Source organism: Photobacterium ganghwense (assembly GCF_017329545.1).
GTDB lineage: Bacteria > Pseudomonadota > Gammaproteobacteria > Enterobacterales > Vibrionaceae > Photobacterium > Photobacterium ganghwense.
On the sequence record NZ_CP071326.1, the window covers coordinates 572,185 to 598,177 of the forward strand.

General features: G+C 50.1%; 21 protein-coding genes. 14 read left to right on the top strand and 7 right to left on the bottom strand.

Annotated features, from left to right (window positions below; genetic code table 11):
• Position 1 precedes the first annotated feature (1 nt).
• From FH974_RS18505 to FH974_RS18530, 6 genes are all read left to right on the top strand, one after another.
• Complete coding sequence (locus FH974_RS18505) at positions 2-1,567, top strand: tripartite tricarboxylate transporter permease (RefSeq protein WP_047884570.1); 1,566 nt, start codon at positions 2-4, stop codon at positions 1,565-1,567.
• Between the two features lie 168 nt (positions 1,568-1,735).
• Positions 1,736-2,674 (top strand): LysR family transcriptional regulator, encoded by a 939-nt coding sequence (locus FH974_RS18510; protein WP_169776017.1) that lies wholly within the window; start codon positions 1,736-1,738, stop codon positions 2,672-2,674.
• A gap of 389 nt (positions 2,675-3,063) precedes the next feature.
• Complete coding sequence (locus FH974_RS18515; protein WP_047884569.1) at positions 3,064-4,269, top strand: NupC/NupG family nucleoside CNT transporter; 1,206 nt, start codon at positions 3,064-3,066, stop codon at positions 4,267-4,269.
• 495 nt (positions 4,270-4,764) lie between these two features.
• The gene (locus tag FH974_RS18520; protein ID WP_047884568.1) at positions 4,765-5,292 is read left to right on the top strand and encodes an NADPH-dependent FMN reductase; all 528 of its coding nucleotides are present in this window, start codon (positions 4,765-4,767) and stop codon (positions 5,290-5,292) included.
• Between the two features lie 603 nt (positions 5,293-5,895).
• A complete protein-coding gene (locus tag FH974_RS18525; protein ID WP_242551958.1) occupies positions 5,896-6,132 on the top strand; it encodes a hypothetical protein in 237 nt (78 codons plus the stop codon).
• 8 nt (positions 6,133-6,140) lie between these two features.
• Positions 6,141-7,565, top strand: a complete 1,425-nt coding sequence (locus FH974_RS18530) for a hypothetical protein (protein WP_047884567.1) — start codon at positions 6,141-6,143, stop codon at positions 7,563-7,565.
• A 145-nt stretch (positions 7,566-7,710) separates the two neighbouring features.
• Here FH974_RS18530 and FH974_RS18535 read toward each other — a convergent pair whose 3' ends face one another.
• The gene (locus tag FH974_RS18535) at positions 7,711-8,148 is read right to left on the bottom strand and encodes a GlcG/HbpS family heme-binding protein (RefSeq protein ID WP_047884566.1); all 438 of its coding nucleotides are present in this window, start codon (positions 8,146-8,148) and stop codon (positions 7,711-7,713) included.
• Between the two features lie 23 nt (positions 8,149-8,171).
• Positions 8,172-9,797, bottom strand: coding sequence for a malate synthase A (gene aceB / locus FH974_RS18540; protein WP_047884565.1), 1,626 nt, complete (start codon positions 9,795-9,797; stop codon positions 8,172-8,174).
• A 317-nt stretch (positions 9,798-10,114) separates the two neighbouring features.
• Here aceB and gcl point away from each other — a divergent pair, with 317 nt between their 5' ends.
• The 5 genes from gcl to FH974_RS18565 all read left to right on the top strand — a co-directional run bounded on the left by gcl (position 10,115) and on the right by FH974_RS18565 (position 16,434).
• Positions 10,115-11,908, top strand: coding sequence for a glyoxylate carboligase (gcl, locus tag FH974_RS18545; protein WP_047884564.1), 1,794 nt, complete (start codon positions 10,115-10,117; stop codon positions 11,906-11,908).
• 251 nt (positions 11,909-12,159) lie between these two features.
• Positions 12,160-12,936 carry a hydroxypyruvate isomerase gene (gene hyi / locus FH974_RS18550; protein ID WP_047884563.1) on the top strand — a complete coding sequence of 259 codons (777 nt, stop codon included), beginning with the start codon at positions 12,160-12,162 and terminating at the stop codon, positions 12,934-12,936.
• A 75-nt stretch (positions 12,937-13,011) separates the two neighbouring features.
• Positions 13,012-13,911: a 2-hydroxy-3-oxopropionate reductase gene (locus tag FH974_RS18555; protein ID WP_047884562.1), complete on the top strand. Its 900-nt coding sequence runs from the start codon at positions 13,012-13,014 to the stop codon at positions 13,909-13,911.
• Between the two features lie 244 nt (positions 13,912-14,155).
• A complete protein-coding gene (locus tag FH974_RS18560; protein ID WP_207104063.1) occupies positions 14,156-15,550 on the top strand; it encodes a glycerate kinase type-2 family protein in 1,395 nt (464 codons plus the stop codon).
• A gap of 263 nt (positions 15,551-15,813) precedes the next feature.
• Complete coding sequence (locus FH974_RS18565) at positions 15,814-16,434, top strand: TetR/AcrR family transcriptional regulator (RefSeq protein ID WP_047884560.1); 621 nt, start codon at positions 15,814-15,816, stop codon at positions 16,432-16,434.
• Between the two features lie 182 nt (positions 16,435-16,616).
• Here FH974_RS18565 and FH974_RS18570 read toward each other — a convergent pair whose 3' ends face one another.
• From FH974_RS18570 to uraH, 5 genes are all read right to left on the bottom strand, one after another.
• Positions 16,617-17,234 (bottom strand): HAD family hydrolase, encoded by a 618-nt coding sequence (locus tag FH974_RS18570; RefSeq protein ID WP_207104064.1) that lies wholly within the window; start codon positions 17,232-17,234, stop codon positions 16,617-16,619.
• A gap of 511 nt (positions 17,235-17,745) precedes the next feature.
• The gene (locus FH974_RS18575) at positions 17,746-19,116 is read right to left on the bottom strand and encodes an 8-oxoguanine deaminase (RefSeq protein WP_207104065.1); all 1,371 of its coding nucleotides are present in this window, start codon (positions 19,114-19,116) and stop codon (positions 17,746-17,748) included.
• A gap of 201 nt (positions 19,117-19,317) precedes the next feature.
• Positions 19,318-20,793 carry a nucleobase:cation symporter-2 family protein gene (locus FH974_RS18580; RefSeq protein ID WP_207104066.1) on the bottom strand — a complete coding sequence of 492 codons (1,476 nt, stop codon included), beginning with the start codon at positions 20,791-20,793 and terminating at the stop codon, positions 19,318-19,320.
• A 289-nt stretch (positions 20,794-21,082) separates the two neighbouring features.
• Positions 21,083-22,426, bottom strand: coding sequence for an NCS2 family permease (locus FH974_RS18585; protein ID WP_047884556.1), 1,344 nt, complete (start codon positions 22,424-22,426; stop codon positions 21,083-21,085).
• Positions 22,427-22,668: 242 nt separating this feature from the next.
• Entirely contained in the window at positions 22,669-23,022 is a 354-nt protein-coding gene (uraH, locus tag FH974_RS18590) for a hydroxyisourate hydrolase (RefSeq protein ID WP_047884555.1), read from the bottom strand.
• 354 nt (positions 23,023-23,376) lie between these two features.
• Between uraH and puuE the strand changes: the two genes are divergently transcribed.
• The 3 genes from puuE (at position 23,377) to alc (ending at position 25,990) form a co-directional block, all read left to right on the top strand.
• Positions 23,377-24,312 carry an allantoinase PuuE gene (gene puuE, locus FH974_RS18595; RefSeq protein ID WP_047884554.1) on the top strand — a complete coding sequence of 312 codons (936 nt, stop codon included), beginning with the start codon at positions 23,377-23,379 and terminating at the stop codon, positions 24,310-24,312.
• Positions 24,313-24,344: 32 nt separating this feature from the next.
• Positions 24,345-24,860, top strand: coding sequence for a 2-oxo-4-hydroxy-4-carboxy-5-ureidoimidazoline decarboxylase (gene uraD, locus FH974_RS18600; RefSeq protein WP_207104067.1), 516 nt, complete (start codon positions 24,345-24,347; stop codon positions 24,858-24,860).
• 134 nt (positions 24,861-24,994) lie between these two features.
• The gene (alc, locus tag FH974_RS18605) at positions 24,995-25,990 is read left to right on the top strand and encodes an allantoicase (RefSeq protein ID WP_047884552.1); all 996 of its coding nucleotides are present in this window, start codon (positions 24,995-24,997) and stop codon (positions 25,988-25,990) included.
• Positions 25,991-25,993: the final 3 nt, after the last annotated feature.

Genomic DNA, 25,993 nt, shown 5'->3' on the forward strand with positions numbered 1-25,993 from the left:
CATGTTTGATGGAATGATGTCAGGGCTGACAACTGCGTTTATGCCCTTCAACTTACTGATGGTTGTCGTCGGGTGTTTTGCCGGTACTTTTATCGGCATGCTGCCGGGACTGGGTCCTATTTCTGCTATTGCGCTGATGATCCCGATTACCTACGGGCTTGATCCTTCTTCGGGTATTATTCTGATGGCCGGGGTGTATTATGGCGCTATTTTCGGGGGATCAACCTCGTCGATCCTGATCAATGCGCCGGGCTGCGCGAGTACTGTGGTGACTGCGTTCGACGGTTATCCGCTGGCACAAAAAAATCAGGCTGGCAAAGCACTGGCACTGGCGGCGTATTCTTCTTTCACCGGTGGTACGGTTGGCGCCATTATTCTGTTGTTTGCCGCACCGGCTCTGGCAAAAGTATCGCTGAGCTTTCAGTCGTCAGATTACTTTGCACTGATGGTACTGGGGTTAACGGCGGTAGCGGCTTTTTCCGGGAAGGGGCAGGTGCTGAAAGCCCTGATGATGACGGTTTTTGGCCTGATGATTGCGATGGTCGGCAACGATGTGATGACCGGCATCCCACGTTTTACCTTCGATAATATCAACTTGATTGATGGCATCAGCTTCCTGCTGCTGGCAATGGCAACATTTGCCCTGACAGAAGTCATTATGACGGTACTGCGTGGCGAGCATAAAGAAGAAGAGCCGCAGATGGACATGAATTCCCTCGGCAGTATGAAGCTGAATAAAGAAGAGGTGAAGCATGTTGCGCCGACTATTGCGCGCTCGTCGGTGTTCGGTTTTCTGGTTGGTGTACTGCCGGGTGCTGGTGCAACTATCGCCTCTTTCCTGAGTTACGGTATGGAGCGAAACCTGGCACCAAAAGCGGAGAAAGCGAAATTCGGGAAAGGCGCACTTCGCGGGCTGGCAGCACCGGAGTCAGCGAACAATGCGGCTTCTACTGGTTCGTTTGTCCCTTTGCTGACACTGGGCATTCCTGGGTCAGGTACCACTGCTATTATGCTGGGAGCGCTGATTGCTTACGGGATTCAACCGGGCCCGCGTCTGTTTGTCGATAATCCGGATGTATTCTGGTCAGTGATCATCTCGATGTACTTCGGCAATCTGGTACTGCTGATTCTGAATCTGCCGTTGATCCCTTACATTTCTAGATTGTTGGTGATCCCGCGTCCGATTCTGATCCCGTTGATCCTGTTCTTCTCTATCACAGGGGTATATCTGGTTAGCTTCAATGCGTTTGATATTCATATGATGGTTATCATTACCGTGATTGCGACATTCCTGAAGTTACTGAATTTCCCGATGGCACCGATGCTGCTTGGCTTTATTCTGGGGGATATTCTGGAGAAGAACCTGAGTCGATCACTGACATTGAGTGACGGTAGCTACTCTTTCCTCTGGGAGCGCCCACTGACACTGTCGATCATGATCATCGCGGCGCTGGCACTGCTGATGCCGTTGGTAACTGCGGTGCTGGAGAAGCGCAAGCAAAAGTCTGCTCAGGCGACCTTAACGGAACTGAACGATGGCGAAGCCAGGCTCAAAGCGGGTGAATAAGCTGTAGTTCAGACAAGCCCTTTAAAAGGTATACACATTTAAAATCCCGGTGACTTGCCGGGATTTTTTATTGTCGCTACACTCCGTTGATTTATTGGGATGGAGCCTTGCTAAAAGGCTTTTTCCCGATCGACTCAGTCCTTGTTAACGCTTTCGGGAGAGTGCCCAGTGACCCATGACAAAGCCAGCCAAATGGTGATTTTTGATACCTTATTGCAGGCCGGAAGTTTTACCGCTGCCGCCAAACAGCTGGGTGTCTCGACCTCTCATGTCAGCAAGCAGTTGGGCGCGCTCGAAGAAGCGTTGAACGTAAAGCTGCTGCAGAGGACGACCCGGACATTTACTCTCACCAATGCGGGGCAGGAGTTTGCCATTTATGCCCGCCAGGTTGTAGAAGCCGTTAATAATGCCACGGACTCTATGGCGTTCGAGCGTGATGACGTGGCCGGGGTGCTGCGTCTAGGGTTATCCCAGTCTTTCGGCACCATGCACATCATTCCCGCCATTGAAATTCTGCAGCAAAAATATCCGGAACTGCAGGTTGAGCTGAGCTTGTTTGACCATCAGGCTGATATGCTGGCTGATGGGTTGGATCTTTGGATCACCAACTATGAAAATATTCCGCAGGGCTATGTTGCACAGCGACTGGCTGATACTCGCTTTGTTGTTGCTGCATCACCAAAGTATCTGCTGAAGCGAGAAGTGCCATACCACCCGTCAGAGTTGGTCAACCACAATTGCCTGACTTATCAGAGCCGACAGCGAAACTACAGTTGCTGGGAGTTTGCAAAAGACGGTGAGGCTACCACGGTGAATGTTTCCGGCAATTATCGGGTGGATCTGGCAGAAGCCGTACGAGATGCCGCCGTGGCTGGGTGGGGGGTAGCTTATCTGGCCACATACTTGCTGCGCGATGAGTTTCGGGACGGTAAGTTGATTCAGTTGTTACCTGACTGGCAGGCAGCGCAACGTATGCCATTTTACGCGGTTTATCCGAGCCGTAAGCATTTGCCGCGCAAGATCACGGCGGCGATTGACTTCTTCAAACATCACATCGGCGAACAGCCTTACTGGGATAAAGCGCTGATGCCTTGGGTTAAGCTTTGAGGCCGTGATCCAACCAGATACGAAAATAGCAAAGTGAATGACAAGGATGGGCATCCTACGATTAAGAGCTATTTCTAGGCTCGGCTTTTAGTACGAGACTTTTCAGCATATTCGTATCAGTACAAAACAGGCAGTGGTTAGAGTAAATACAGGTCAGTGTGGTTTTTTTCAGCAGCTCCCTGAAAAGATTGTTCGCGCTGACAGAAATATTTTTTCCATATGGAAAAAATTTCCTTTGGAACTCCAATATTTTCAATACTATCAATTTGTTGAAGACTCTCGACAGGTGAGGTAAGAAACTCAGTAACAAACCGGCAGCAAAAGGATCTTGAAGGCAAACCTTTGCGCTATAGAATGCGCCGCTTCTTCATTGAACGTAAGGTTTTACTATGTCTTCCCTCTTCGGTATTGCTGCGATTCTGCTGTTTGCATACCTGCTATCGACAGATCGCCGGAATATTCCGCTGAAAACGGTCAGTCTGGCTTTCACCCTTCAGGTGTTGTTTGCCTTACTGGTGCTTTACGTACCCGCCGGTAAGGAAGCACTCAGCCAGGTTACTTCTGCGGTCTCCAGCGTAATCGATTATGGTCAGCAAGGGATTTCATTTCTGTTTGGTGGTCTGGCTACAGGCAGTGTCGGGTTCGTTTTTGCCGTTAATGTTCTTGGTATCATCATCTTTTTCTCCGCTTTGATCTCTGCCCTGTACCATATCGGTCTGATGCCAAAAGTCATTAATGTGATTGGCGGCGGGCTGCAACGTTTTCTGGGTACCGGACGTGCCGAATCGCTGTCGGCCACCGCGAATATTTTTGTCGGTATGGTAGAAGCGCCGCTGGTGATCAAACCGTATTTGCAAAAAATGAGTGATTCTCAGTTTTTTGCTGTCATGACCTGCGGTCTGGCCTCTGTAGCCGGCGGCACGTTGGTGGGGTATGCCTCTCTGGGTGTTGAACTGAATTTCCTGATCGCTGCCGCGTTTATGTCAGCACCGGCAGGTTTGCTAATGGCAAAAATGATGGTTCCGCCATCCGCTGAACAGAGCGGGGATGACGAAGTAACCTCGGTTGAGATTCCACGCGCCACCAACGTGGTGGAAGCGCTGGCGGATGGCGCAATTGCAGGCCTTCGTTTAGCGGTGACCGTTGGTGCGACCCTGCTCGCATTCATCAGTGTTATTGCCCTGCTGAATGGGTTACTGGGAGCGGCCGGTGATCTGTTCGGTCTGTCTCTGAGTTTTGAAAAGTTGCTGGGCTACGTATTCGCGCCGGTCGCTTTTTTACTGGGTGTTCCCTGGAATGAAGCCAGCATTGCCGGCTCACTGATTGGCAATAAGATTGTGGTCAATGAGTTCGTGGCATTTATTCAGATGATGGAAGTGAAAGATCAGCTGAGTGAGCACTCTCAGGCAATTGTGACTTTCGCGCTGTGTGGTTTTGCCAATATTGGTACGATGGCCATTTTGATTGGCGGCCTTGGCAGTATGGTTCCTGAACGTCGCTCATACATTTCTAAAATGGGCTTCCGTGCAATTGCGGCAGGCGTACTGGCTAACCTGATGAGTGCTGCGGTGGCCGGAGCCATTTTGTCTTTCTGATTTACACCGCTCCAACCCGTTAATACGTTAAACCAGAAAGGGCCTTCGGGCCCTTTTTTGTGCCTCTCGAACGGGTGTTGAGCCGATAGGCGTTCGCAAAGCCTGCTGGATTAAATGATTACGTTATGTACTTAGGTGAAGTAGCTATTCTGATGGAGTAGCCGTTCAGATGGGGACAGGGAGCCAGGGCTTACGTCTGCCACACTGTAAATCGTGTCAGCTTACCGTTCAGCAGTATGTCTCAAACCAGAGGCTCCAACAGTGAAAATATAATCTGTGTTGCATATTTCCTTTTAAGTAAACTTAAAAATTTACTTAATCGATGGGTTTTGGTAGCGTGAGTATTAAGAAGAGCTGCAACAGCGTTGTGGAACGAACCGTGTGCTCCCAATGGGTACCGGTTATCTGATACCACCTTGCGTTAATGAGGTTGAATCGGGGCCTGTGGCTCAATCAAGACAGAGATTAATGCGGAACGATGAAAAGGATATCTGGATGAAAGTTATTGCTTTTGCTGCAACAAACAGCACGACATCTATCAACAAACAACTGGTTAGCTATGCGGTATCGCTCCTCGGTAATGTTGAGGTGGAGCTGCTGGATCTGAATGACTATGAAATGCCGCTATACAGCGAAGATCGGGAAAAAGCGACGGGTCACCCAGAACTGGCCAAGCAGTTTTTGAACAAACTGAATGATGCCGACGCCATTATCATTTCATTTGCTGAACATAACGGATCTTACTCTGTGGCTTATAAGAACGTTTTTGACTGGTGTTCTCGTATTCAGCATAAGGTGTATCAAGGCAAACCTATGGTACTGCTGGCAACGTCACCGGGAGCGGGTGGTGCACAGAGTGTACTGGCGGCGGCAAATGGCTCAATGCCATATTTTGGGGCTGAGGTGAAAGCGTCCTTGTCAGTACCGAATTTTTTTGACAATTTCGACACCGAAAACCAGCGCATGATCAATCCTGAATGGGATGACCGACTACATTCTGCAATGCAACAACTGTTAGCCTAATGCAATTCCTGTCACGCTGTTGTGAACGATGATCACGACATAACCGTTCCAGGTGTTGGATGCTGAACTTTAGCGGCTGCTTTGATTCACCCCCTCAGTTTCATCTGTTGACGGCGGTGATGAATAGCAGCCGTTGGTATAAAGAGCAGCAATCCATAGTCTCGAATTACGACAAGAGGAACGGGAAAATATAAGAACTATTTTATATGTCATATTTTCTCTTTGTTATTTTTAAAAGTTAAATAATTACAACTACCGTTGATTCAGTCACACTCATTACAATAAATATATTTATCAGAATGCGAATTGCTTCTTATTTGACAGTTTATTTCAAAAGGTTTCAAAATATTTTAAATTATTTACTTTTATTTATCTGTCTGAATATTAAGGATTTTAAACCAGTTTCTTCATACCAAATGACTAACTCAAACATCATTGTGGCCAAATATTGCTCAGTTGTGTGTTGAGACTTTTAGTCAACCTTATATAATTCCGCCGTACACAACACTGTTTTATACGATAGAGTTTTAAACACTATTCCCCATTTTTATTCCAGCTTGTCAAAGCGGAAGGTCGTTCTTTGCCTGCGATTTGGAATCCATTATGAAATTATTGAAATTACACTTGCTGCCTGTTTTAGTACTCGGCCTGACCGCCTGTGGGGGAGGGAGCGGAGATGACACACCTTCGCAACCTACAGTGGACAGCGGATCACGTGCTCCGCATGGATATAAGATGACGCTGAATATTGATCAGAATGATCTACAGGCGCTGCAGAACGTGAAATATGCCTCCAATGGTGGTGCGGGGATCTCTACGCCGGATAATTTCAAAAAATAGGTAATATGATGAAAAAATTGATTATTGGCTCGGCAGTATTGGCTGTCTGCACGCAAGTCAATGCGGCTCCATCAGTTCAAGGTTATTACCAGGCGAAAGAGCTGATTACGTATACCACGGAAAAAATTCAGCAGAACAAAGCGGAATTTTTCATGCTCGACTTTGCATTGACGAAACCGGCTCAGTCACAACCGCTGTGGATTACCTCCAATGATGCGTTGGGATATTTCCAGGCTAACAATACTGATGTAAACGAGGATGAGTTTACGCGGATTTTGACTAAAGTCAGTCCGAATGGTCTTCAGGATCAGTCTGTCTGTCGGGTCGATAGTCAGGGTACTCAGGTTGCTTATTTTGCTAATGGTCGTGATAACTGCTCCGAACATTATGAGCAGCAGCCAATGGCTATGAGTAAAAAAGGCAACAAAGTGTCTTTTATGCGTCGTTGGGATTTCGACAATAATCAGCCGCATTTTGATATTCAAAGTTACGATTACACTGATCAGTCTGAAACATTGACCCTGGACTATCTGCTGCAATTTGAAGGGCGCTGGATTGGTACAGTTGTGCGTATAAACAAAAGCGAAACAACTCTTAGTTCAGGGGAAAAGACACCCACATACGATGTGGCTAGTTATGGGTATTCCGGCCCGCGATCAGGAATACTCTCAGGTGGCGAAAGCTTACTTTACAGTGAAACGCCGTACTATCTCTCAGACAGTGAAGAAGATACTGCGCAAGGTTCGTCGGCAAAACATTTAGTTAACACCCGTTTCTATACCGTCAGCCTTGTGGATGCGGACTATCGTGGGCGCAATCTGGTTACAACGAGTCCGACTTACCAGATCAACCGGGATTTCGTAAAAGCATATACTCTGGAAAATGGAAAAACGGCGTATTTTGTGTCTGATCCGCAAACGTTCCGAATAGATCAATCGCTGACAGGCCCTTACGACAGCGGGGTATATATGGATGAAACCCCGTATGATCCTGAACGCGGCACAGATGCTGCCAGTAGCGGTGAATGGGTAAGCCATGCGTTCAATAACACGCACCATCTTGTTAGTTTCAGCCCGACATACTGCATGATAGAAGATATCGCCAAGGATCGCCCGGTGACCTCATATCTCACCCAAGACGGAACAGGTTCATGGCTACCGTCAATGTATGATTGTAAGCAGCATGAAAACGGGACGGTGCCGAAAGTGTATACCCATTTCATCAACAGCAACGGCGATGAGTTTCCGGTGACGGCATATAAACAGAGCGCCAAAGATATTTTGTATGTGCGTAATCAGCATCCACAGGGAGAAGAGGAGCTGTTGACACCTAGTGAGGTGACTCAACTGGTAAATTCATCCCGTTATCAGGAACTGAAAGCTGAGTTGAGTCAGCGGTTTCGTTGGTCGGAGCCATACAGTATTCTGTATTAAGACGCGTGCGGAGATTAAGTCAGAAACAAAAAAGGTCGCCGAGGCGACCTTTTTTGTACGTCTGTTTTACGGACTCGGCATGCCGGATTGCTTGGCATCTGATGATTGCCGAACTTGTACATCCGGAAAGTGCCTCCGTAATGGCTCAGGCGGCTGTTTCATCGCTGTACAAGTCAGCAAATCCGATACCATTGATGGCGCATTGTTCATCAATGTCAGAGAGATCACCACTTACACCAACTGCCCCCAGTACCGTTTTACTGGCATCTCGAATCAGCAGACCGCCGGGTACCGGCACCATATTGCCGTGAGCCAGAACGTTTACGGCAGAAATAAACGCGGGACGAGTGTCTGCATCTTGCGCCAGCTTACGTGATGAGCAACCCAGCGCCAGCGCTCCCCAGGCTTTTGCGATGGCAATGTCCGGGCGCATCATGCTGGCCCCATCCTGCCGTTGCAGAGTGATCAATTTTCCTCCGCTGTCGAGCACCGCGACGGTAAGTGGTGCGCAGTTGCACTGTTTACCGGCCTGAAATGTGCCATCAATAATGGCTAACGCTTGTTGTAGACTTAAACTTCCCATGTTAACTCCTGATTTTTGTTAACTTAGGCTGCTCCTTTCAGCAGCGCATAACTTGGTAGAGTCAGGAAGTTGGCAAATTCGTCAGCTGTAGACAGTTTATAAAAAAGGTCAGCGGTTTCTTCAAACCGTCCGGCAGCATAACGAGGCTCACCAACTTCCTGTTTTATGGTATCCAGCTCTTGGTAGAGCCAGGTGTGAAAAAGTTCTGCGGTAAAACGCTGGCCATCGTCCAGCGTTACGCCGTGATGGATCCATTGCCAGATATTGGCGCGGGAAATTTCTGCTGTCGCAGCATCCTCCATCAGGCCGTAAATTGGCACGCAGCCCATGCCCTGAATCCAGGCTTCGATGTAGTAAAGGGCGATGCGAATATTTTTTCTGACCCCAGCTTCATCTCGGGAACCCTGGCAAGGCTGGAGCAGTAGCTCGGCAGAAATCGGGCTTTCTGGACTCTGGAAGTTGAGCTGATTCTTCTGTCCGTTCAGGTGTGCGTCGAAAACGGACATGGCCAGATCGACTAACGCCGGATGTGCGACCCACGTACCATCGTGGCCATTACGGGCTTCACGCTCTTTATCGTCGATGACTTTGGCGGTGACTTTTTCCATCTCAGCAGGATCTTTAGCCGGAATGAAAGCAGACATTCCGCCCATCGCCAGTGCGCCTCGTTCATGGCAGGTACGCACAAGTAACTGGCTATAGGCTTTGAGGAATGGCTGATCCATGCCAACGCCGTGGCGATCCGGTAGGATCCGGTCGGTATGATTTTTCAGGGTCTTGATGTAACTGAAAATGTAGTCCCAGCGGCCACAGTTCATGGCGACGATGTGATCCTTCATCGCATACAGCATTTCTTCCATCTGGAAAACGGCCGGTAGGGTTTCAATCAGCACTGTGGCACGAATTGTGCCCCGTTCTACGCTGAAGTGATCTTCAGTGAAGCGGAATACATCATCCCACCATTGGGCCTCTTCCATGCATTCCAGCTTCGGAATGTAGTAGTAAACGCCCAGGCCTTTTTCGGCACGAACTAGGTAGTTGTGGAAAAAGTACAGGGCAAAATCCATCAGACAGCCGGGAATTGGCTGGCCATTAAAGGTAATTGATTGCTCAGGCAGGTGCAGGCCACGCGGACGAGCAATCAGCAGCGCAGGGTTGGCATTCAGCGAATAGTGTTTATCTTTCTGATTGTCATAGTAGCTGATGGTACCCAAATTGGCATCGCGCAGATTGATCTGTCCCTCAACCATGTTCTGCCAGGTCGGGGAAGATGCATCTTCAAAGCAGCACATGAAAACTTTGGCGCCGGAATTTAGGGCATTGATAACCATTTTGCGGTCAACCGGACCGGTGATCTCTACCCGGCGGTCTTTCAATGCGTCGGGAAGGGCTGCGACTTTCCAGCTTTTATCTTCACGAATTGCTTTTGTGTCTTCACGAAAATCCGGTAATTCACCGGCATCAAATCGTTTTTGTTTACGTTCGCGCTCAGTCAGTAACTGATTGCGTCGTTCGCCAAACTCACTCACCAGCAAGCATAAAAAATTCAGCGCCTCTGAAGAGAGGATTTGTTGGTATTGACTGTCGGCGGTACATCCTCGTACTTCCAAGCAGGCACTCAAGGCTCTGTCCGTATTTTCTGTAAGCATGTTTTTATCGTCTCCTTTAAACAATATCTTACGATTTTGTGTACAAAAAATAAGATACGTAAATACTTATATTGGAATTTATGTAAACAATCAAAGGTTATTTTAACAATCTTGTTTCATTTTAAAAAGGGCAAAAAATATTTTTATCAACGAGATGTAAAATTAATCGCTGCAAAGACAGGGGCTTACCGCTGTTGGGGTGAAAAAGAAATGGCGTTGTTGTTAAGAAAATGTTTTTTCGAGGGTTGCGAAATTCTGTATATCAGCCATAGTACACAAAATGATTGAAAATTGTATACAATGAAATGGAGGTCTGAATGGCAAAGATGAAAGCAATCGAAGCCGCGGTTGAAGTACTGAAACGTGAAGGGGTAGATATCGCCTTTGGTGTTCCCGGTGCGGCAATTAACCCTATGTATGCGGCAATGAAAAAATTGGGGGGCATTGATCATGTTCTGGCCCGTCACGTAGAAGGGGCATCCCACATGGCGGAAGGGTATACCCGTACGTCAGCAGGTAACATCGGTGTATGTATAGGTACGTCAGGTCCGGCGGGGACAGACATGATTACCGGTCTGTATTCGGCCACGGCAGATTCTATTCCGATTTTGTGTATTACCGGCCAGGCACCACGTGCCCGACTGCACAAAGAAGATTTTCAGGCCGTGGACATTGAGTCTATCGCTCAGCCTGTCACTAAGTGGGCGACCACAGTACTGGAACCGGCTCAGGTACCGCGAGCTTTCCAGAAAGCATTCCACCTGATGCGTTCAGGCCGTCCTGGCCCGGTGCTGATTGACCTGCCGATTGATGTGCAGTTGGCGGAAATTGAGTTTGATATTGACAGTTACGAACCACTAGAAGCCTATAAGCCGCAGGCTACCCGTGCGCAGGTTGAGAAAGCCCTGGCGATGTTGAGTGCTGCGGATAAACCAGTGATTGTCGCCGGTGGCGGGATCATCAATGCGGACGCATCTGATCTTTTGCAGCAATTTGCTGAAATTACCGGTGTTCCTGTTATTCCGACCCTGATGGGCTGGGGCTCGATTCCGGACGATCACGAGTTAATGGTCGGTATGGTGGGTCTGCAAACGGCACACCGTTACGGTAACGAAACACTGCTCAATGCTGATTTTGTCATGGGCATTGGCAACCGATGGGCAAACCGTCATACCGGCTCTTTGGATGTGTACACCGAAGGCCGCAAGTTTGTTCACATTGATATTGAACCCACTCAGATTGGTCGGGTGTTCTGTCCGGATCTGGGGATTGTTTCTGATGCGAAGGCCGCACTTGAATTGCTGGTGGACGTTGCTCGCGAATGGCGTGCTGCCGGGAAACTGGCTGACCGCAGTCAGTGGGTTGGGGAATGTCAGGCGCGTAAATCCACGATGCTGCGCAAAACCCATTTTACTGATACCCCGATTAAACCAATGCGCGTCTATGAGGAGATGAACAAAGTCTTTGGCCGTGATACCTGCTACGTCAGCACAATCGGTCTGTCGCAAATTGCCGCAGCCCAATTCCTGCATGTGTACAAACCGCGCCATTGGATTAACTGTGGTCAGGCTGGCCCGCTGGGCTGGACAACACCTGCAGCATTGGGAGTGAAAGCAGCGGATCCGAGCCGTGATGTGGTGGCTATCTCCGGTGACTATGACTTCCAGTTCATGATTGAAGAACTGGCGGTAGGGGCGCAGTTCAATCTGCCGTACATCCATGTGCTGGTGAATAACTCCTACCTGGGGCTGATTCGTCAGGCTCAACGTCAGTTCGATATCGATTACTGTGTTCAGCTGGCCTTTGAGAACCAGAACGCACCAGAGCTTAATGGCTATGGGGTCGATCACGTCACGGTGGTGGAAGGTCTGGGCTGTAAAGCCATTCGTGTCACCGATCCGGATCAGTTGCCGACGGCGTTTGCTGAAGCCCGTGAGCTGATGAACAAACACCAAGTGCCGGTTGTGGTGGAAGTCATTCTGGAGCGTGTGACCAATATCGCGATGGGTGTTGAGATTAACGCCATCAATGAGTTTGAAGCGCTGGCTGATAGCATTGCAGATGCTCCAACTGCGCTGGCTCATCAGGCCGGGACGTCTGACCCATCTTGAGCAGCCTGAATATGAGTTGGATTGCAAGTTTAGAAAGTTAGAAAGGTAAGTGGCTGCGGACTCTTTGTTTGGGCAGCCGCTGCCAGGAACGGCTCTCTTAACGTTGACTGGCCAACTCAGGAAATAGCGTTCCCACGCTGACAATATCGTACTTTGCTGGTCACGATAACCGGCAAAGTACCGGACTTGCTTAGAAGCAGTGGCTCAGTGGTAGAGCCACAGAAATGGATACACATTTTAAGGACAGAACCATGCCAAAATTTGCTGCAAACTTATCCATGCTGTTTACCGAACATGCTTTTCTGGATCGCTTTGAAGCCGCCGCAAAAGCCGGGTTTGACGGGGTTGAATACCTGTTTCCTTACGATTTCCCGGCGGAAGAAATTAAAGCTCGACTGTCAGAATACCACTTGCAACAAGTGCTTTTTAATCTGCCTGCAGGTGACTGGGATGCCGGCGAGCGCGGGATAGCGGTTGACCCGTCTCGGGTACAAGCATTTCGCGATGGTGTACCAAAAGCGATCGCGTATGCCAAAGCGCTGGGCTGCACTCAGGTCAACTGTCTGGCCGGTATTGTGCCGCAAGGTGTCAGTGCACAGGAGGCACATCGTACTTTTGTCGACAACCTGCGTTTTGCTTCTCAGGCGCTGGAAGCCGAAGGTATTCGTCTGGTGATTGAAGCCATTAATACCCGTGATATTCCGGGGTTTTTCCTGAACACAACTGAGCAGGGGAAAGCCGTGATTGCAGAGGTGGGCAGTACTAATCTTTCACTACAGTACGACATATATCACATGCAGATCATGGAAGGGGATCTGGCAACCACCCTGACTGATAACTTGGTGCAGATTGGACACGTACAGCTGGCAGATAACCCTGGTCGCCATGAACCGGGTACCGGTGAAATCAACTACCCGTTCGTGCTGAGCCACTTGGACTCGCTGGGGTATGAAGGGTGGGTCGGCTGCGAATACAAACCGAAAACGACCACGCTGGAAGGACTCAACTGGCTGAATCAGTACCGCTAGTCTGGCAATACAGCCACAGTACATCATCGGATTTCAGTGAGTTCGGAATACATTCAAGATTAAGGAGAATTAGGGATGAAAATCGCATTTATCGGTACCGGTATCATGGGTAAACCTATGGCGGAAAATCTGCAAAAAGCCGGTCATACACTGGTACTGTCGGATCACTACAGTAAGCCACCACAGGATCTGGTCGACGCGGGTGCACTGGTTTGCCGGACACCGAGCGAAGCCGCCAAGATTGCCGACGTGGTCGTTCTGATGGTGCCAAACACACCACAGGTGGAAGCGGTGCTGTTTGGTGAAAACGGCATTGAGCAGGGTATTCAGGCCAGTGGTGATGCGACCAGCAAGCTGGTCATCGACATGAGTTCGATTTCCCCAATTGCCACCAAAGAATTTGCTGCTCGCATCAAAGAAAGCGGGGCCCAGTATCTGGATGCGCCGGTATCCGGTGGCGAAGTGGGCGCGATTAACGGTACGCTGAGTATCATGGTCGGCGGTGCTCAAGCGGCGTTTGACAAAGCAGCACCTCTGTTTGACATCATGGGCCAGAACATCACGCTGGTGGGGGATAACGGCGCCGGTCAAACGTGTAAAGTCGCGAACCAGATTATTGTCGCACTGAATATTGAAGCGGTTTCGGAAGCACTGGTGTTTGCCTCTAAGGCAGGAGCGGATCCGGCTCGAGTGCGTGAAGCTCTGCTGGGTGGGTTTGCCAGTTCGAAAATTCTGGAAGTGCATGGTGATCGTATGGTTAAAGGCACCTTTAACCCAGGGTTCAAAATCGCACTGCACCAGAAAGACTTGCGCCTGGCACTGAGCGGAGCTGAAGCATTGGGTGTGTCTTTGCCGAATACAGAGACCGCACAAGTCTTGTTCGACGAGTGTGTGGCACTGGGTGGTGAAAACTGGGACCACTCAGCATTGATTAAGGCCATTGAAAAGCGTGCGGGTCATTCGATTCGCGGCTGATAGCCTGACTATGCTAAAAGGCAGTTAAGCAGGGGCATGCTAAGCTGCCTATCTCGGTGATATCAGAATTCTTACTAAACCGCGCGCTTTTGTCTCCTTTATCGCGCGTTCCCGCTGTCCTGAACGGTACGGGGTCAGGTGTCGGTGAAAACTGGCAGGACTCTGGCATGCAGGCCTGCCGCTGACTGGCAGCGGGATCTTTTCCTCACTCTCTCACGTTTTATCTGTCGACAAGGAGTTGCAGATGGATATCGATGCAAAACAGTTTTTGCGCATACTTTATGACAGTGCAGTAAAGCAGGCTTTGCCGAAAGGCAATATGGCTGCGTATCTGCCGGATACACTTTTTACGCAAGCTGGTAACAAACGCGGGCGAACCGTGGTGATTGGTGCCGGTAAAGCGGCGGCTTCTATGGCACAGGAGCTGGAACTGATCTGGCGGCAGAAGGTGCCAGCAAATCTGTCGTCTGAGGCGTCATCAAAAGCAGTGTCAAAGTTTTCAGCCGCTGCAAAGCAGAGCCATGATTCAGAGACCGTGGTCGAGTCAACGGGTGGCAAGCTGGAAGGGCTGGTTGTGACACGATATGGGCACACAGCTGCGTGTGACATGATTGAAGTCATTGAAGCCTCACACCCGGTGCCGGATGCTATGGGGATGGCAGTCGGTGAGCGTGTGCTTGAGCTGGTGTCTGGTCTGAACGAAGAAGATACCCTGATCTGCCTGATTTCAGGTGGCGGCTCTGCCTTGTTGAGTTTACCGGCTCCGGGCATTACGCTGGCCGAAAAGCAGGCGATCAACAAATCGTTACTTCGTTCCGGTGCGGCGATTGATGAAATGAACTGTGTGCGTAAGCACTTGTCTGCCCTGAAAGGCGGTCGGGTGGCGAAGCTGGCGTATCCTGCTCAGGTGATCACGCTGGCGATTTCGGATGTTCCGGGTGATGACCTGAGCGTGATCGCTTCCGGCCCGACAGTGCCCGACAATACCACTCGCTTTGATGCACTGGCCATTCTGGAACGTTACAAGATCGACATTCCGGCTTCAGCGTTTCAGTGGCTTAATCAGCCGGAGTCTGAAACGGTGAAACCGAATGACCCGTGTTGGTCACGGTGTCAGAACCATCTGATTGCGACCCCACAGCTGGCGCTGGAAGCGGCGGCGGCAGATGCTGAAGGCATGGGGATTCCGGCTTATATTCTCAGTGACAGTATGGAAGGTGAAGCCCGGGATGTCGCCAAAGTGCATGCTGCGTTAGCGCGTCAGATTGTCTCACACCAGCAACCCTTTCAGACACCGTGTGTGCTGATCTCTGGCGGCGAGACTACTGTGACCGTAAAAGGTGAAGGGCGAGGGGGGCGCAACTGTGAATTTTTGCTCAGCTTACTTAACGAGTTAAAAGGGTTACATCGGGTTTATGCCATTGCCGCTGATACAGACGGTATCGATGGCGTTGAAGATAACGCTGGTGCGTGGGTAACCCCCGAAACTTGGGCGAGGGCACGGGCACTGGAATTGAACCTGGACAGTTACCTCGACAATAACAACAGCTACGCGTTTTTCGAAAAGACGCAGAGCCTTATCTTTACCGGGCCTACGTTAACCAATGTGAACGATTTCCGTGCCATTCTGATTGTGTAACCCGTCCTCGTTGGTGAGGGAGCCACGCCAGTTAAGGGGCTATGCCAGAGTAACCTCATCCTCAGTCACTGAGTTTACGCCTGTCAAACTGGCCTGGCCCCTTCCTTCTGCCAAATGTTTATGTCGGTGTGTTTGTCACGCTGACATCATTGATTAAAGACAGAGGCAAAGTTGACCTGAGCACCATTTTTACTTCCCTCTCGTTGGTGTTTATCGTTGATTTCTTTAGACTAAATGAATCAAGTTTCAGCCAGGACATGGCAATGACCCGGATCAGGCAAAAAAATCAGGCGCTCATCATTCAGGTCGCCAGTGAGCAGTTTGCAACACACGGTTACTCAGCGACCAAAATGGTGGATATCGCCAGGGCAGCGGATATCCCGAAAGCCAATGTTTTCTATTATTTCAGTTCGAAAGATAAGCTGTATTTTGCCGTGCTGGAAACCGTGACAAAACCTTTGCTGGCAGCGTCGCGCCCCATTGAAGAGCTGGATGACCCGGTTGAAGCTCTGACCCGTTACATTCAGACGAAGCTGATGATTTCCCGTGATCATCCCCATGCATCCCGCGTGTTTGCCAGTGAGGTGATGTCAGGCGGTCAGGCATTGCCGGATGATATTCGTGAAGAGCTGTTTCTGCAGTCTCAGATGATCATCGGAAAGTTCACCAGTTGGAGCGAACAGGGGCTGATGGATAAAGTGTCTGCTCATCACCTGATGTTTATGATCTGGTCAGCCACTCAGACATATGCTGATTTCAGCTGGCAGATTTGTAATGTGATGAACAAAAATGCACTCACTCACGACGATTACGATGACGCAGCGCAGTTTCTGACCCAATTAGTCATCAAAGGCTGCGGAGTGAAAAGCCACACTCAGGTATGAGTGCGGCTCAGTCATGCCGAGCCACAAAGAGTCTGGCTGCAAAAAATCTGGCAATACAGGAATCCAGCCATCTCTCAAGCTGAATTTTAAGTCCAGTCCGTTCTTCAGCGTTTAAAGCGACATTTGAAAACGTGACAATGGTTTCCGTGCTATCTGCGGTTTAACGTACCATGGAATACTGGTTAAAACGATAAACCGAGTGCCCTCAATGCTTGTTCACACTGCGCCGCGTTCTCAAATTGAATGGCTGTGATACCGACTGATTCTGCTCCTCTGACATTATGAGGCATATCGTCGATAAAAACGGTCTCCGACGCTGACAAGGCGTGCTGATCTAACAAGGAATGGTAGATTTCAGGCTGAGGTTTTAACAGTCCCAGCTCGGCTGAGACTGTGGCTCCGTCAAAATGTTCCCAGAAGGAATAAGTTGACTGGAGATATTCCACAATCTCGGTCACGTTATCTGTGAGCGCGTAAACACCATAGCCTGCCGCTTTAACTCGCTGGAGTAAGTCTACGGAGCCAAAAAGCAGTATCTGGGTTTGTTTTACGTAGTAAAAGAGGCGTTCACATTCTAATTCAGATAAACCAATCGTTTGTTGGTAATGCTGTTTGGCTTCAGCTTCAGTCAGCAGACCTTTATTCAGGTCTAGCCACGTATCGCTTCTGAAAATCGTGCTACCTAATTGTTCGGGAGATTCTACGTCACCAAAAGTGAGTCGCACAATCTCTTGCGGTGCCCAGCGGACAATGACATTGCCTACATCAAAGACCACGTTCTTAATGCTACTACGTTCCATTTTTACTCCTGTCTCTTAGCCTGCTTGCAAAATAAGTTACCGTATTTAATGGGCCTGCATCAGATAGGTATGTCTTGATGCCGCTTTTAGGATGTATCTGGCAAATAGTATGTATCAGGCAAAGAGGGACTTGGAAGGTATGCCTTGGCATCAAAGTCATACATTGATGGTATATGCGACCAGTCTCACTGATTTCGATTTACTTTCCGATAAAGCGATAAAGCGATAAAGCGATAAACAGAATGGTTTTTTATCTTGCTGCATCGGCGCGGTAAATTCAGGATTGGTCGCTCAGGAAAAGCAACGCTATCGCACTTTCAGCGACAATAAAAAAACCGCCCTGCAGGTTGAAGCTGTCAGGGCGGAAAGGACAAAGTCTTTATCGTGACATGGTCTTTTAATTAGACATGTTCTTTTATTGTGTTAGTAAACGTTATTGGTGAGTGCTGTTCGCCTCGGGACGGTTTTCCAATGGGCGATATACAGCAGTCATATTTGCGATTAAGAACCTTTATCGGCGAATGGTCTGTTGTGCTTTTTGCGCCAGGCGTTTGGCCGCTGCACGGTGTCGGTGCAGCAACAACTCCATGTCGACACCTCGCACAGTACCGTCCAGCACGCGCCATTCTCCAGCAACCATGACTCTGTCAGCGTGCTGCGCTCCACACAGAATCAAAGCGGCCAGCGGATCGTGGCTGCCAGAAAACCGGATGTCATCTAACAAGAACATGGCCAGGTCGGCCTGTTTGCCGACGGCAATTTCCCCGATATCGGTACGTCCCATTGCCCGCGCGGAACCGGATGTCGCCCAGCGCAGGGCATCAAAGTGGGTCACATTCGCCGAGCCGTATTGCAGACGCTGCAGATACATGGCCATTCTGACTTCTGCAATCAGGTTGGAACCGTCATTCGAGGCGGAACCATCAACGCCGAGGCCAACTTTGACGCCAGCGGCTTCCAGTTCACGATTTTTGCAGATGCCGGAGGCCAGCATCATGTTAGATGTCGGACAGTGACAGATCCCGACGCCCGCCTTGCCCAGACGTTCGATTTCCTGCTTGTTGAAGTGGATGCCGTGGGCCAGCCAGGTGCGATCGTTCAGCCAGCCCACTTCTTCTAAATAGTCCACCGGACGCAGGCCGAAGCGTTCAATACAGAAATCCTCTTCATCCAGTGTTTCGCACAGATGGGTGTGCAGCATGACCTGATACTCTTTACCCAGGTAGGCGGTTTCTTTCATCAGGTCAGTCGTAACAGAAAACGGAGAGCAAGGAGCCAGCGCAATTTGGGTCATTGCACCGTCATGGTTCTGGTGGTATTCGCGGATCAGACGGGTACTGTCATCAATAATTGCCTGCTCAGTCTGAATCGTGTGTCTTGGCGGCAGGCCGCCATCGTCTTCACCGAGACTCATCGAGCCACGAGTGAAAATAGCCCGCACTCCCAAATTTTTTGCCGCCTCAACTTGCAGGTCAATGGCATGCTCCAGCCCTGTGGGCAACAGATAATGGTGATCGGATGCGGTGGTACAGCCTGACATCATCAGTTCCACTAAGGCCAGTTCAGTAGCAACCTGCATCATTTCTTCATCAAGGTTTGCCCACACCGGGTACAGGCTTTGCAACCAGTGAAACAGCTCCTTGTTGAGAGCATCCGGGTAGGCCCGGGTCAGGGTCTGATAAAAGTGATGGTGGGCATTGACCAGTCCCGGAGTGATCACATGCCGGGAGGCATCAACCGTGTAATCGACGGGGATGGAAGGGGACTGGTTGAGGGCGAGCAGTTCAACAATTTTATCGCCTTTTACCACGATACCGCCACGGGCATCGTCAGTGTTGCCGGTGTAAACGGCGAGTGGATGTTTAATCCAGATGGTGTCCATTCATGCTATTCCTTAGCCATCTCTGCCTTTGCAGGGGAGAGGGTCTTGATGTTTTGATAGTGGTTGAAAATAGGTTTTTTGCGTTGTGTTTCAGGTGTTAAAAGTGCCGGTCACGTGCATATTATTTGTGACCGGCGGGTAGTCAGCCTCATCTGCCATCTGTGGGTGTTCATCACCGAAATCGCAGAGCGGCTGTCAGATTTAGTCTTGCTGGATGTTCAGTTGCTGAGGCTGCGGAGCCCGCGCTGATTTTTTATTATCTTGTACCGGTAACGCTTCTTTTGTTGCTCCCGCTTCTTTTGCCAAACCAGGCGCAGGGTGTTCACTGTCATGCTCAGCCAGTTCAAGTTCAACCTGGGTCTGGCTCTCAACCAGCGCTTCGCGTTCCTCTTTACGAGAAGCTCTTGGCAGCAGCTGGTTCAGAATGACTGTCACGATAGTGCCCGTCGTAATTCCGGAGTGCAGGAAGTTCGACAGGTCATGCGGCAGGTGCTGCAGCAGGCGTGGTTCAAATGTCACAGCCAGGCCCGATGCCAGACCAACACAAATTACCAGCGCGTTACGTTTGGTATCTGCCGCTTTAATCAGCATGCGGATACCGGCGTAGGCAATCATGCCGAACATGATGAAGCCAACACCACCCAGTACCGGTTTCGGGATGGTCACGGCAATAGCTGCCAGTTTCGGGAACAGGCCGCCCAGAATCAGCAATCCGCCGGTCGCTGCAACCACGTAGCGACTGGCAACACCGGTGATACCTACGATACCGACATTTTGGCTGAATGATGCCAAAGGCATTGCGGTTAGCAGAGATGCCAGAGTGCTGCCCAGACCGTCGCCCAGCAGACCACGTTTCAGGTCATTACCGTCTATGCGGGTCTGGCAGTTGTTGGCCAGTGCCATGAAGTCCCCGGTGGCTTCTGCGATCACCACAATGTAGACAAGGCTCATGCTGATGATGGCTCCGGTTGAGAAAGTCAGGCCATATTTCAGTGGTTCAGGGCCACCGACCCAGGGAGTTGCCGCGATCTGCTCCAGATCCACCATGCCCAGTGACAGTGCAACCAAATAGCCACCCGCCAGACCAATCACAATGGCTGAAGCTGCCACTGCACCTTTGCAGTACACCGATACGATAACCACAATACCCAGTGAGATCGCGGCCAGGAAGAGTTTCGGCAGAGTGGCAAATTCCTGACTGACGGCAGGCGCATCACCGACCCAGTTCATGGCCACGGGCAGGATAGTCAGACCAATTAAGGTCACTACCACTCCGCTGACGACGGTGGGAAACAGCTTGCGGACTTTGTCCATGTAGAAACTGGCAAAAATCACGAAGAAGGATCCAACCAGTGCTGCCCCCATAATGCTGCCGACACCGCCGTCTTTACCAATACTGATGGCGACGCCCAGAAAACCGAAACTGGAGCCCATCACAACCGGTAATCGGATGCCTACCGGGCCGAAGCCGATACACTGGGCAATGGTCACGATGCCGGAAGCCAGTAAGGCGGCATTGATGAGTGAAACAATTTCTCCATTGGGCAGGCCAATGGAAGAGCCGACAATTAAGGGGACTGCAACGATCCCACCTATTGAGGCCAGCATGTGTTGCAGAGCGAGTAAAAACGTTAATCCATAAGGTGGTCGTTCGTTTAAGGTATACAGTAGTTTCATTGACTGTTCCTCTCAGAGCCGTTTCCGTCCGGGCTCATTGTGGTTTGTAGTTTAACGACCGCTACATCCGGGGCAGGGCCATCCTTGTCATCCAACGCTGAAAAAACTCTGCTGACCGGACCAGCGTTGGCTGAAAACAAGGTGCACGAAACCGATAGAGCTGACAGGCGTTGTCCTCTATGACGGGTTATCAGTGCTCGGTGCGTGCACCTTGTGTGTGACTGTATTGCGTACTGCGTTTTATGTGCTGAGCGGCGAAATATGGACTGCCGTCTCAGGGGTGCCGCGGCTAGCCGATGTAGACCAGTTTGGCGATAAAGAGTGCTGTCAGAACGTACATTGAGACAGAAACATCCTTGTTGTGTCCGGTTGAAACTTTCAGCACGGTATAGGTGATAAAGCCCAGTGCGATTCCGTTGGCAATGGAAAATGTCAGTGGCATCATTAACGCGGTAATTGCTGCCGGGGCAGAATCAGTGAACGACTTCCAATTCACATGCTGCATACTGCCCATCATGACAAACGCCACATAGATCAGGGCTCCGGAAGTTGCATAGGCCGGAATCATGCCTGCAACGGGAGAAAGAAAGATTGCGGCAACAAACAGGGCGCCTACTACCAGAGCCGACAGGCCTGTACGTGCACCTGCCGCCACACCGGCCGCACTTTCTACATAGCTGGTGACCGGAGGGCAACCCACACAGGCACCGGCGACACTGGCAACACTGTCGGCTTTGAGCGCTTTGCTCAGTCCTTCAATTTTGCCTGTTTCGTGGTTGATCAGGTGAGCTCGCTCAGCCACCCCCATCAAGGTACCTGCGGTATCGAACATATTGACAAACAGGAATGCCAGAATCACGCTGATCATCGAGATCTGAAACGCACCACTAATGTCCATAGCAAGGAAGGTCGGTGCGAGACTCGGCGGTGCGGCAAAGAAGCCGTTATAGGTGACCAGCCCCAGCATCATGCCGATGAGTGTGACACTTAGAATGCCGATCAGGACGGCACCGAACACCTTACGCTCGCTCAGTACTGCGATAATCAGAAAGCCGATGGCTGCCAGCAGCGCCTCGGGGCGGGTAAAGTCGCCCAATGAGACCAGCGTCGCCGGGTTATCGACAACGATCCCTGCTGTTTTCAGACCAATCAGGCCCAGAAACAGACCCACACCGGCAGTCATGGAAAACCGCAGGCTGGGGGGAATACTGTCGATAATCCACTCCCTTACCTTATAAAAACTCATGCCGACGAATAATAGGCCGGACAGGAAAACCGCCCCCAAAGCGACCTCCCAGCTATAACCCATTTCGTTGACAACGGTAAAAGAGAAAAAGGCATTTAGTCCCATGCCCGGAGCGAGGCCAACCGGCCAGTTCGCAAACAGGCCCATCAGCAGGCAGCCCAGCGCCGCACCAATACAGGTTGCGACAAAAACGGCACCTTTATCCATCCCGGAGACGGCCATGATGTTCGGATTGACGAAAATTATGTACGCCATGGTGGCAAAAGTGGTTATGCCGCCAATCATTTCATTCTTAACACTGGTGCCGTGCGCTTTTAATCGGAAAAAGCGCTCAAGGATCCCTTCCGATCCCGATTCATTGAGTACTTCCGTTTTGCTTTCACTCATTTTCAGCAAACCTTTACTATGTTCGTTTCAGCAAATTGAATACAACCAAACTTCAATTCTCCATCTGCTGTTTTATTGTTGTGTTTGCAATGGCTGTGTTTGCAACGATTGCGTGTATATAACGTGTAATAGTTTTTATGGATGGAAGGCCATGCCGTCGGGATGCTGTTCCTCTAACGGCGGGTTGTGAGCCACTGGCCTCTTGCTGTATCTGCTATGGATGAACAGCGGTTGCTTCAGATTTAGCTGCCCCGATAGGTTGAGAAGCTGTATGGCGAAACCAGCAGCGGCACGTGATAGTGCGCCTGCTCATCATTCAGACCAAAACGAATCACGACATCATCCAGGAAAGGGACGTCGTCAAGCGTGACCCCTTTTTGGGTGAAATAGTCAGCAACATGAAACACCAACTGATATTTACCGGCTTTAAATGCCGCGCCTTCCAGTATCGGACCGTCTGTCCGGCCGTCGGCATTGGTCGTGACGGTTTTTACCTTTTCACACTGTTCGCCATTCAGACGAAACAGTTCTACCTTAATTTCCGCGCCTGGAAAGCCACTCATTGTATCCAAAACATGTGTTGTCAGTTTGCCCATAAGCTGTAAACGCTGTGCGTTCTCCTTGTGTTTTCCTTTCCTATTTGTGTACAAGTGCCGTTGGCTCTTGCCTTGATTTGGATCTTATATGTACACAATGTACTTGGTTAGTAAAGCACACTGTTACTAAAATGTTAATTATGAATTTGCAGAATTTCCAAGACCGTGAGCCATTTAAAACTTGTGGCAATTTGCACTATCCCGCTAAGCCACTGAAAATGGGTGTGTTGTTATAAAGATGTTTTGTTGAAACAAATTCTTTACAAGATCGAATTTTATTGTATACAATGTTTAGTACAAAATGATTGGTTCATGTATTACAGAAATACATGACTGAGCGTAAGGAGAACTTGGATGGAAACGGAATATTCAAGAGATCTGATCGGGTACGGGGCAAATCCACCTGATCCGAAATGGCCAAATCGCGCCAGAGTCGCGGTGTCATTTGTCTTGAATTATGAAGAAGGGGGCGAACGGTGCCTGCTTCATGGTGACGATGAATCGGAAGCATTCCTGTCGGAGATCCCCTCCGCACAGCCAATAAAAGGTGAGCGACATATCAGTATGGAGTCCATCTATGAATATGGCAGTCGTGCTGGCGTGTGGCGGGTGTTACGATTGTTTGAGGAATATAACATTCCTTTAACAGTGTTTGCGGTGGCAATGGCATTTGAACGTCACCCGGATGTCGCCAAAGCCATGGTCGAAGCGGGGCACGAAATCTGTAGTCATGGTTATCGCTGGATTGACTATCAGTACATGGATGAGTCAGAAGAACGCGATCACATGTTCAAAGCGATCGACATCATTCGTAAAGTGACCGGAGAACGTCCTTACGGCTGGTATACCGGCCGCACAGGGCCAAATACCCGTCGGATTATCGCGGAAGAGGGCGGTTTTTTGTATGACTCTGATGCCTATGATGATGATCTGCCTTATTGGCACACGGAAGTGGGTAAGCCACAGCTGGTTATCCCTTACACGTTAGACGTGAACGACATGCGTTTTGCAACGGTTCAGGGCTTTAACTCAGGCGAACAGTTCTTTCAGTACTTGAAAGACACCTTCGACACCCTATATGCCGAGGGAGCAACGGCGCCAAAGATGATGTCGGTCGGTTTGCATTGCCGTCTGATTGGCCGTCCGGGTCGTATCGCTTCACTGCGTCGCTTCCTGGACTATGTGAAACGTCACGATGACGTCTGGTTGTGCCGTCGCATCGACATTGCTCGCCACTGGCATGAACACCACCCTTACCGGGGTAAACCAACGAAAGGATCCGGTGCCTGACGCCGGCTCGACCAAGGAAGGAGAACCTTTTTATGACTGCATTTCGTTTCTGTAAGCCTTCTGATATGAGCCGCGAGCACTTTGTGGAAGCATTCGGCGATATCTATGAGCACAGTCCGTGGGTCGCGGAAGCCGTGTTCGAACAAGGGCTTCAGGCTGAAGACAATCAAATTGAAACCCTGCACCTGAAAATGGCGACGGTACTGCTGGGGGCTGACAAACAAGCGCAGCTTGATCTTATTAATGCGCACCCGGATTTAGCCGGACGTGCCGCAATTAATGGTGAGCTGACAGAAGCATCGACAAAAGAGCAGGCCGGGGCCGGGATTGATCAGTGTACTCCGGAAGAGTTCGATAAGTTTACGACCTATAACGATCGCTACAAAGAGCGTTTCAAGTTCCCGTTCATCATGGCAGTGAAAGGTGCAAACCGACATCAGATCCTTGATGCGTTTGAAAAGCGCCTGACCAATGACGGTGAGACAGAATTTGAAACCGCCATCAAAGAAATTAACAAAATCGCGTTTTTACGTCTCTGGGATATGTAAGTCACTTCGCTGACAACCGTTCCCGGAACCCTCTCTGGCACATGCACAGGTGAAAACCTGGTGGTTGCAGGGGTAGCCAGACACACACTGAGTTGTTTATTGATTAACTACTTAATTGGAAAGGATGACAAGACATGTCCTTAGATTTTTCGCAATACGTCAATCTGGCTGATGAAAAACTGGGCGCAGAAGCGCTATTCGCAACTGATGATTTTTTCGCAGATAAAAGCCGACTCCTGCGCCGTGAAGCGCCTGAGTGGAAAGAAGGCGTATTTGACGACAACGGTAAATGGATGGATGGCTGGGAAACTCGCCGCAAGCGTTCAGAAGGTTACGACTACTGCGTTGTGAAGTTGGCTCTGTCTGGTGTGATTGCCGGTGTGGATATCGACACCTCTTTCTTTACCGGGAATTTCCCGCCTTCTGCATCGTTGGATGCCTGCTACAGCCCGGATGGTACACCGGATGACAGCACTGAGTGGGACGAAATTGTCCCGTCACTGAGTCTTCAGGGTAACAGCCATCATCTGCAGGCAATCAGCAGCGAGAAAACTTATACCCACGTTCGTCTGAATATCTATCCGGACGGTGGGGTAGCCCGCCTGCGCGTATACGGCCAGCCAGCCGTTGACTGGGATCGTATTGACCCGCAGCAGCAGGTTGATCTGGCAGCAGTGGAAAATGGTGGTCGAGCTGTGGCCTGTAGTGATGAGCACTACGGTAAAACATCGAACATTTTAGGCCCGGGCCGTGGCGAAAACATGGGGGACGGTTGGGAAACTGCGCGCCGTCGTACACCAGGTAACGACTGGGTGCTGGTGGCGCTGGGTCATGCCGGTACGATCGACCGTATTGTCGTTGATACCGCACACTTTAAGGGGAACTACCCTGACAGCTGTTCAATCCAGGCTGCTTATGTGAAGGGCGGTACTGACGAGCAAGTCGCGACCCAGAGCCTGTTCTGGCGTGAACTGTTGCCATCTCAAAAGCTGAGTGCGCATGAAATTCATGAATTCAGCAATGAGATCAATGACATTGGCCCGGTAACACACGTTCGACTGAACATCTTCCCTGATGGTGGTATCAGCCGTTTGCGTCTGTTTGGCACCAAAGCCACGACAAAAGCATAACCA

Coding starts and splice junctions, on each gene's coding strand:
- alc (WP_047884552.1), top strand. CDS start 24,995: ATGTCCTTAGATTTTTCGCAATACGTCAATCTGGCTGATGAAAAACTG.
- FH974_RS18560 (WP_207104063.1), top strand. CDS start 14,156: ATGGATATCGATGCAAAACAGTTTTTGCGCATACTTTATGACAGTGCA.
- gcl (WP_047884564.1), top strand. CDS start 10,115: ATGGCAAAGATGAAAGCAATCGAAGCCGCGGTTGAAGTACTGAAACGT.
- FH974_RS18570 (WP_207104064.1), bottom strand. CDS start 17,234: ATGGAACGTAGTAGCATTAAGAACGTGGTCTTTGATGTAGGCAATGTC.
- aceB (WP_047884565.1), bottom strand. CDS start 9,797: ATGCTTACAGAAAATACGGACAGAGCCTTGAGTGCCTGCTTGGAAGTA.
- FH974_RS18515 (WP_047884569.1), top strand. CDS start 3,064: ATGTCTTCCCTCTTCGGTATTGCTGCGATTCTGCTGTTTGCATACCTG.
- FH974_RS18580 (WP_207104066.1), bottom strand. CDS start 20,793: ATGAAACTACTGTATACCTTAAACGAACGACCACCTTATGGATTAACG.
- FH974_RS18535 (WP_047884566.1), bottom strand. CDS start 8,148: ATGGGAAGTTTAAGTCTACAACAAGCGTTAGCCATTATTGATGGCACA.
- FH974_RS18525 (WP_242551958.1), top strand. CDS start 5,896: ATGAAATTATTGAAATTACACTTGCTGCCTGTTTTAGTACTCGGCCTG.
- FH974_RS18520 (WP_047884568.1), top strand. CDS start 4,765: ATGAAAGTTATTGCTTTTGCTGCAACAAACAGCACGACATCTATCAAC.
- FH974_RS18530 (WP_047884567.1), top strand. CDS start 6,141: ATGAAAAAATTGATTATTGGCTCGGCAGTATTGGCTGTCTGCACGCAA.
- hyi (WP_047884563.1), top strand. CDS start 12,160: ATGCCAAAATTTGCTGCAAACTTATCCATGCTGTTTACCGAACATGCT.
- FH974_RS18555 (WP_047884562.1), top strand. CDS start 13,012: ATGAAAATCGCATTTATCGGTACCGGTATCATGGGTAAACCTATGGCG.
- FH974_RS18505 (WP_047884570.1), top strand. CDS start 2: ATGTTTGATGGAATGATGTCAGGGCTGACAACTGCGTTTATGCCCTTC.
- FH974_RS18585 (WP_047884556.1), bottom strand. CDS start 22,426: ATGAGTGAAAGCAAAACGGAAGTACTCAATGAATCGGGATCGGAAGGG.
- FH974_RS18575 (WP_207104065.1), bottom strand. CDS start 19,116: ATGGACACCATCTGGATTAAACATCCACTCGCCGTTTACACCGGCAAC.
- puuE (WP_047884554.1), top strand. CDS start 23,377: ATGGAAACGGAATATTCAAGAGATCTGATCGGGTACGGGGCAAATCCA.
- uraH (WP_047884555.1), bottom strand. CDS start 23,022: ATGGGCAAACTGACAACACATGTTTTGGATACAATGAGTGGCTTTCCA.
- FH974_RS18565 (WP_047884560.1), top strand. CDS start 15,814: ATGACCCGGATCAGGCAAAAAAATCAGGCGCTCATCATTCAGGTCGCC.
- uraD (WP_207104067.1), top strand. CDS start 24,345: ATGACTGCATTTCGTTTCTGTAAGCCTTCTGATATGAGCCGCGAGCAC.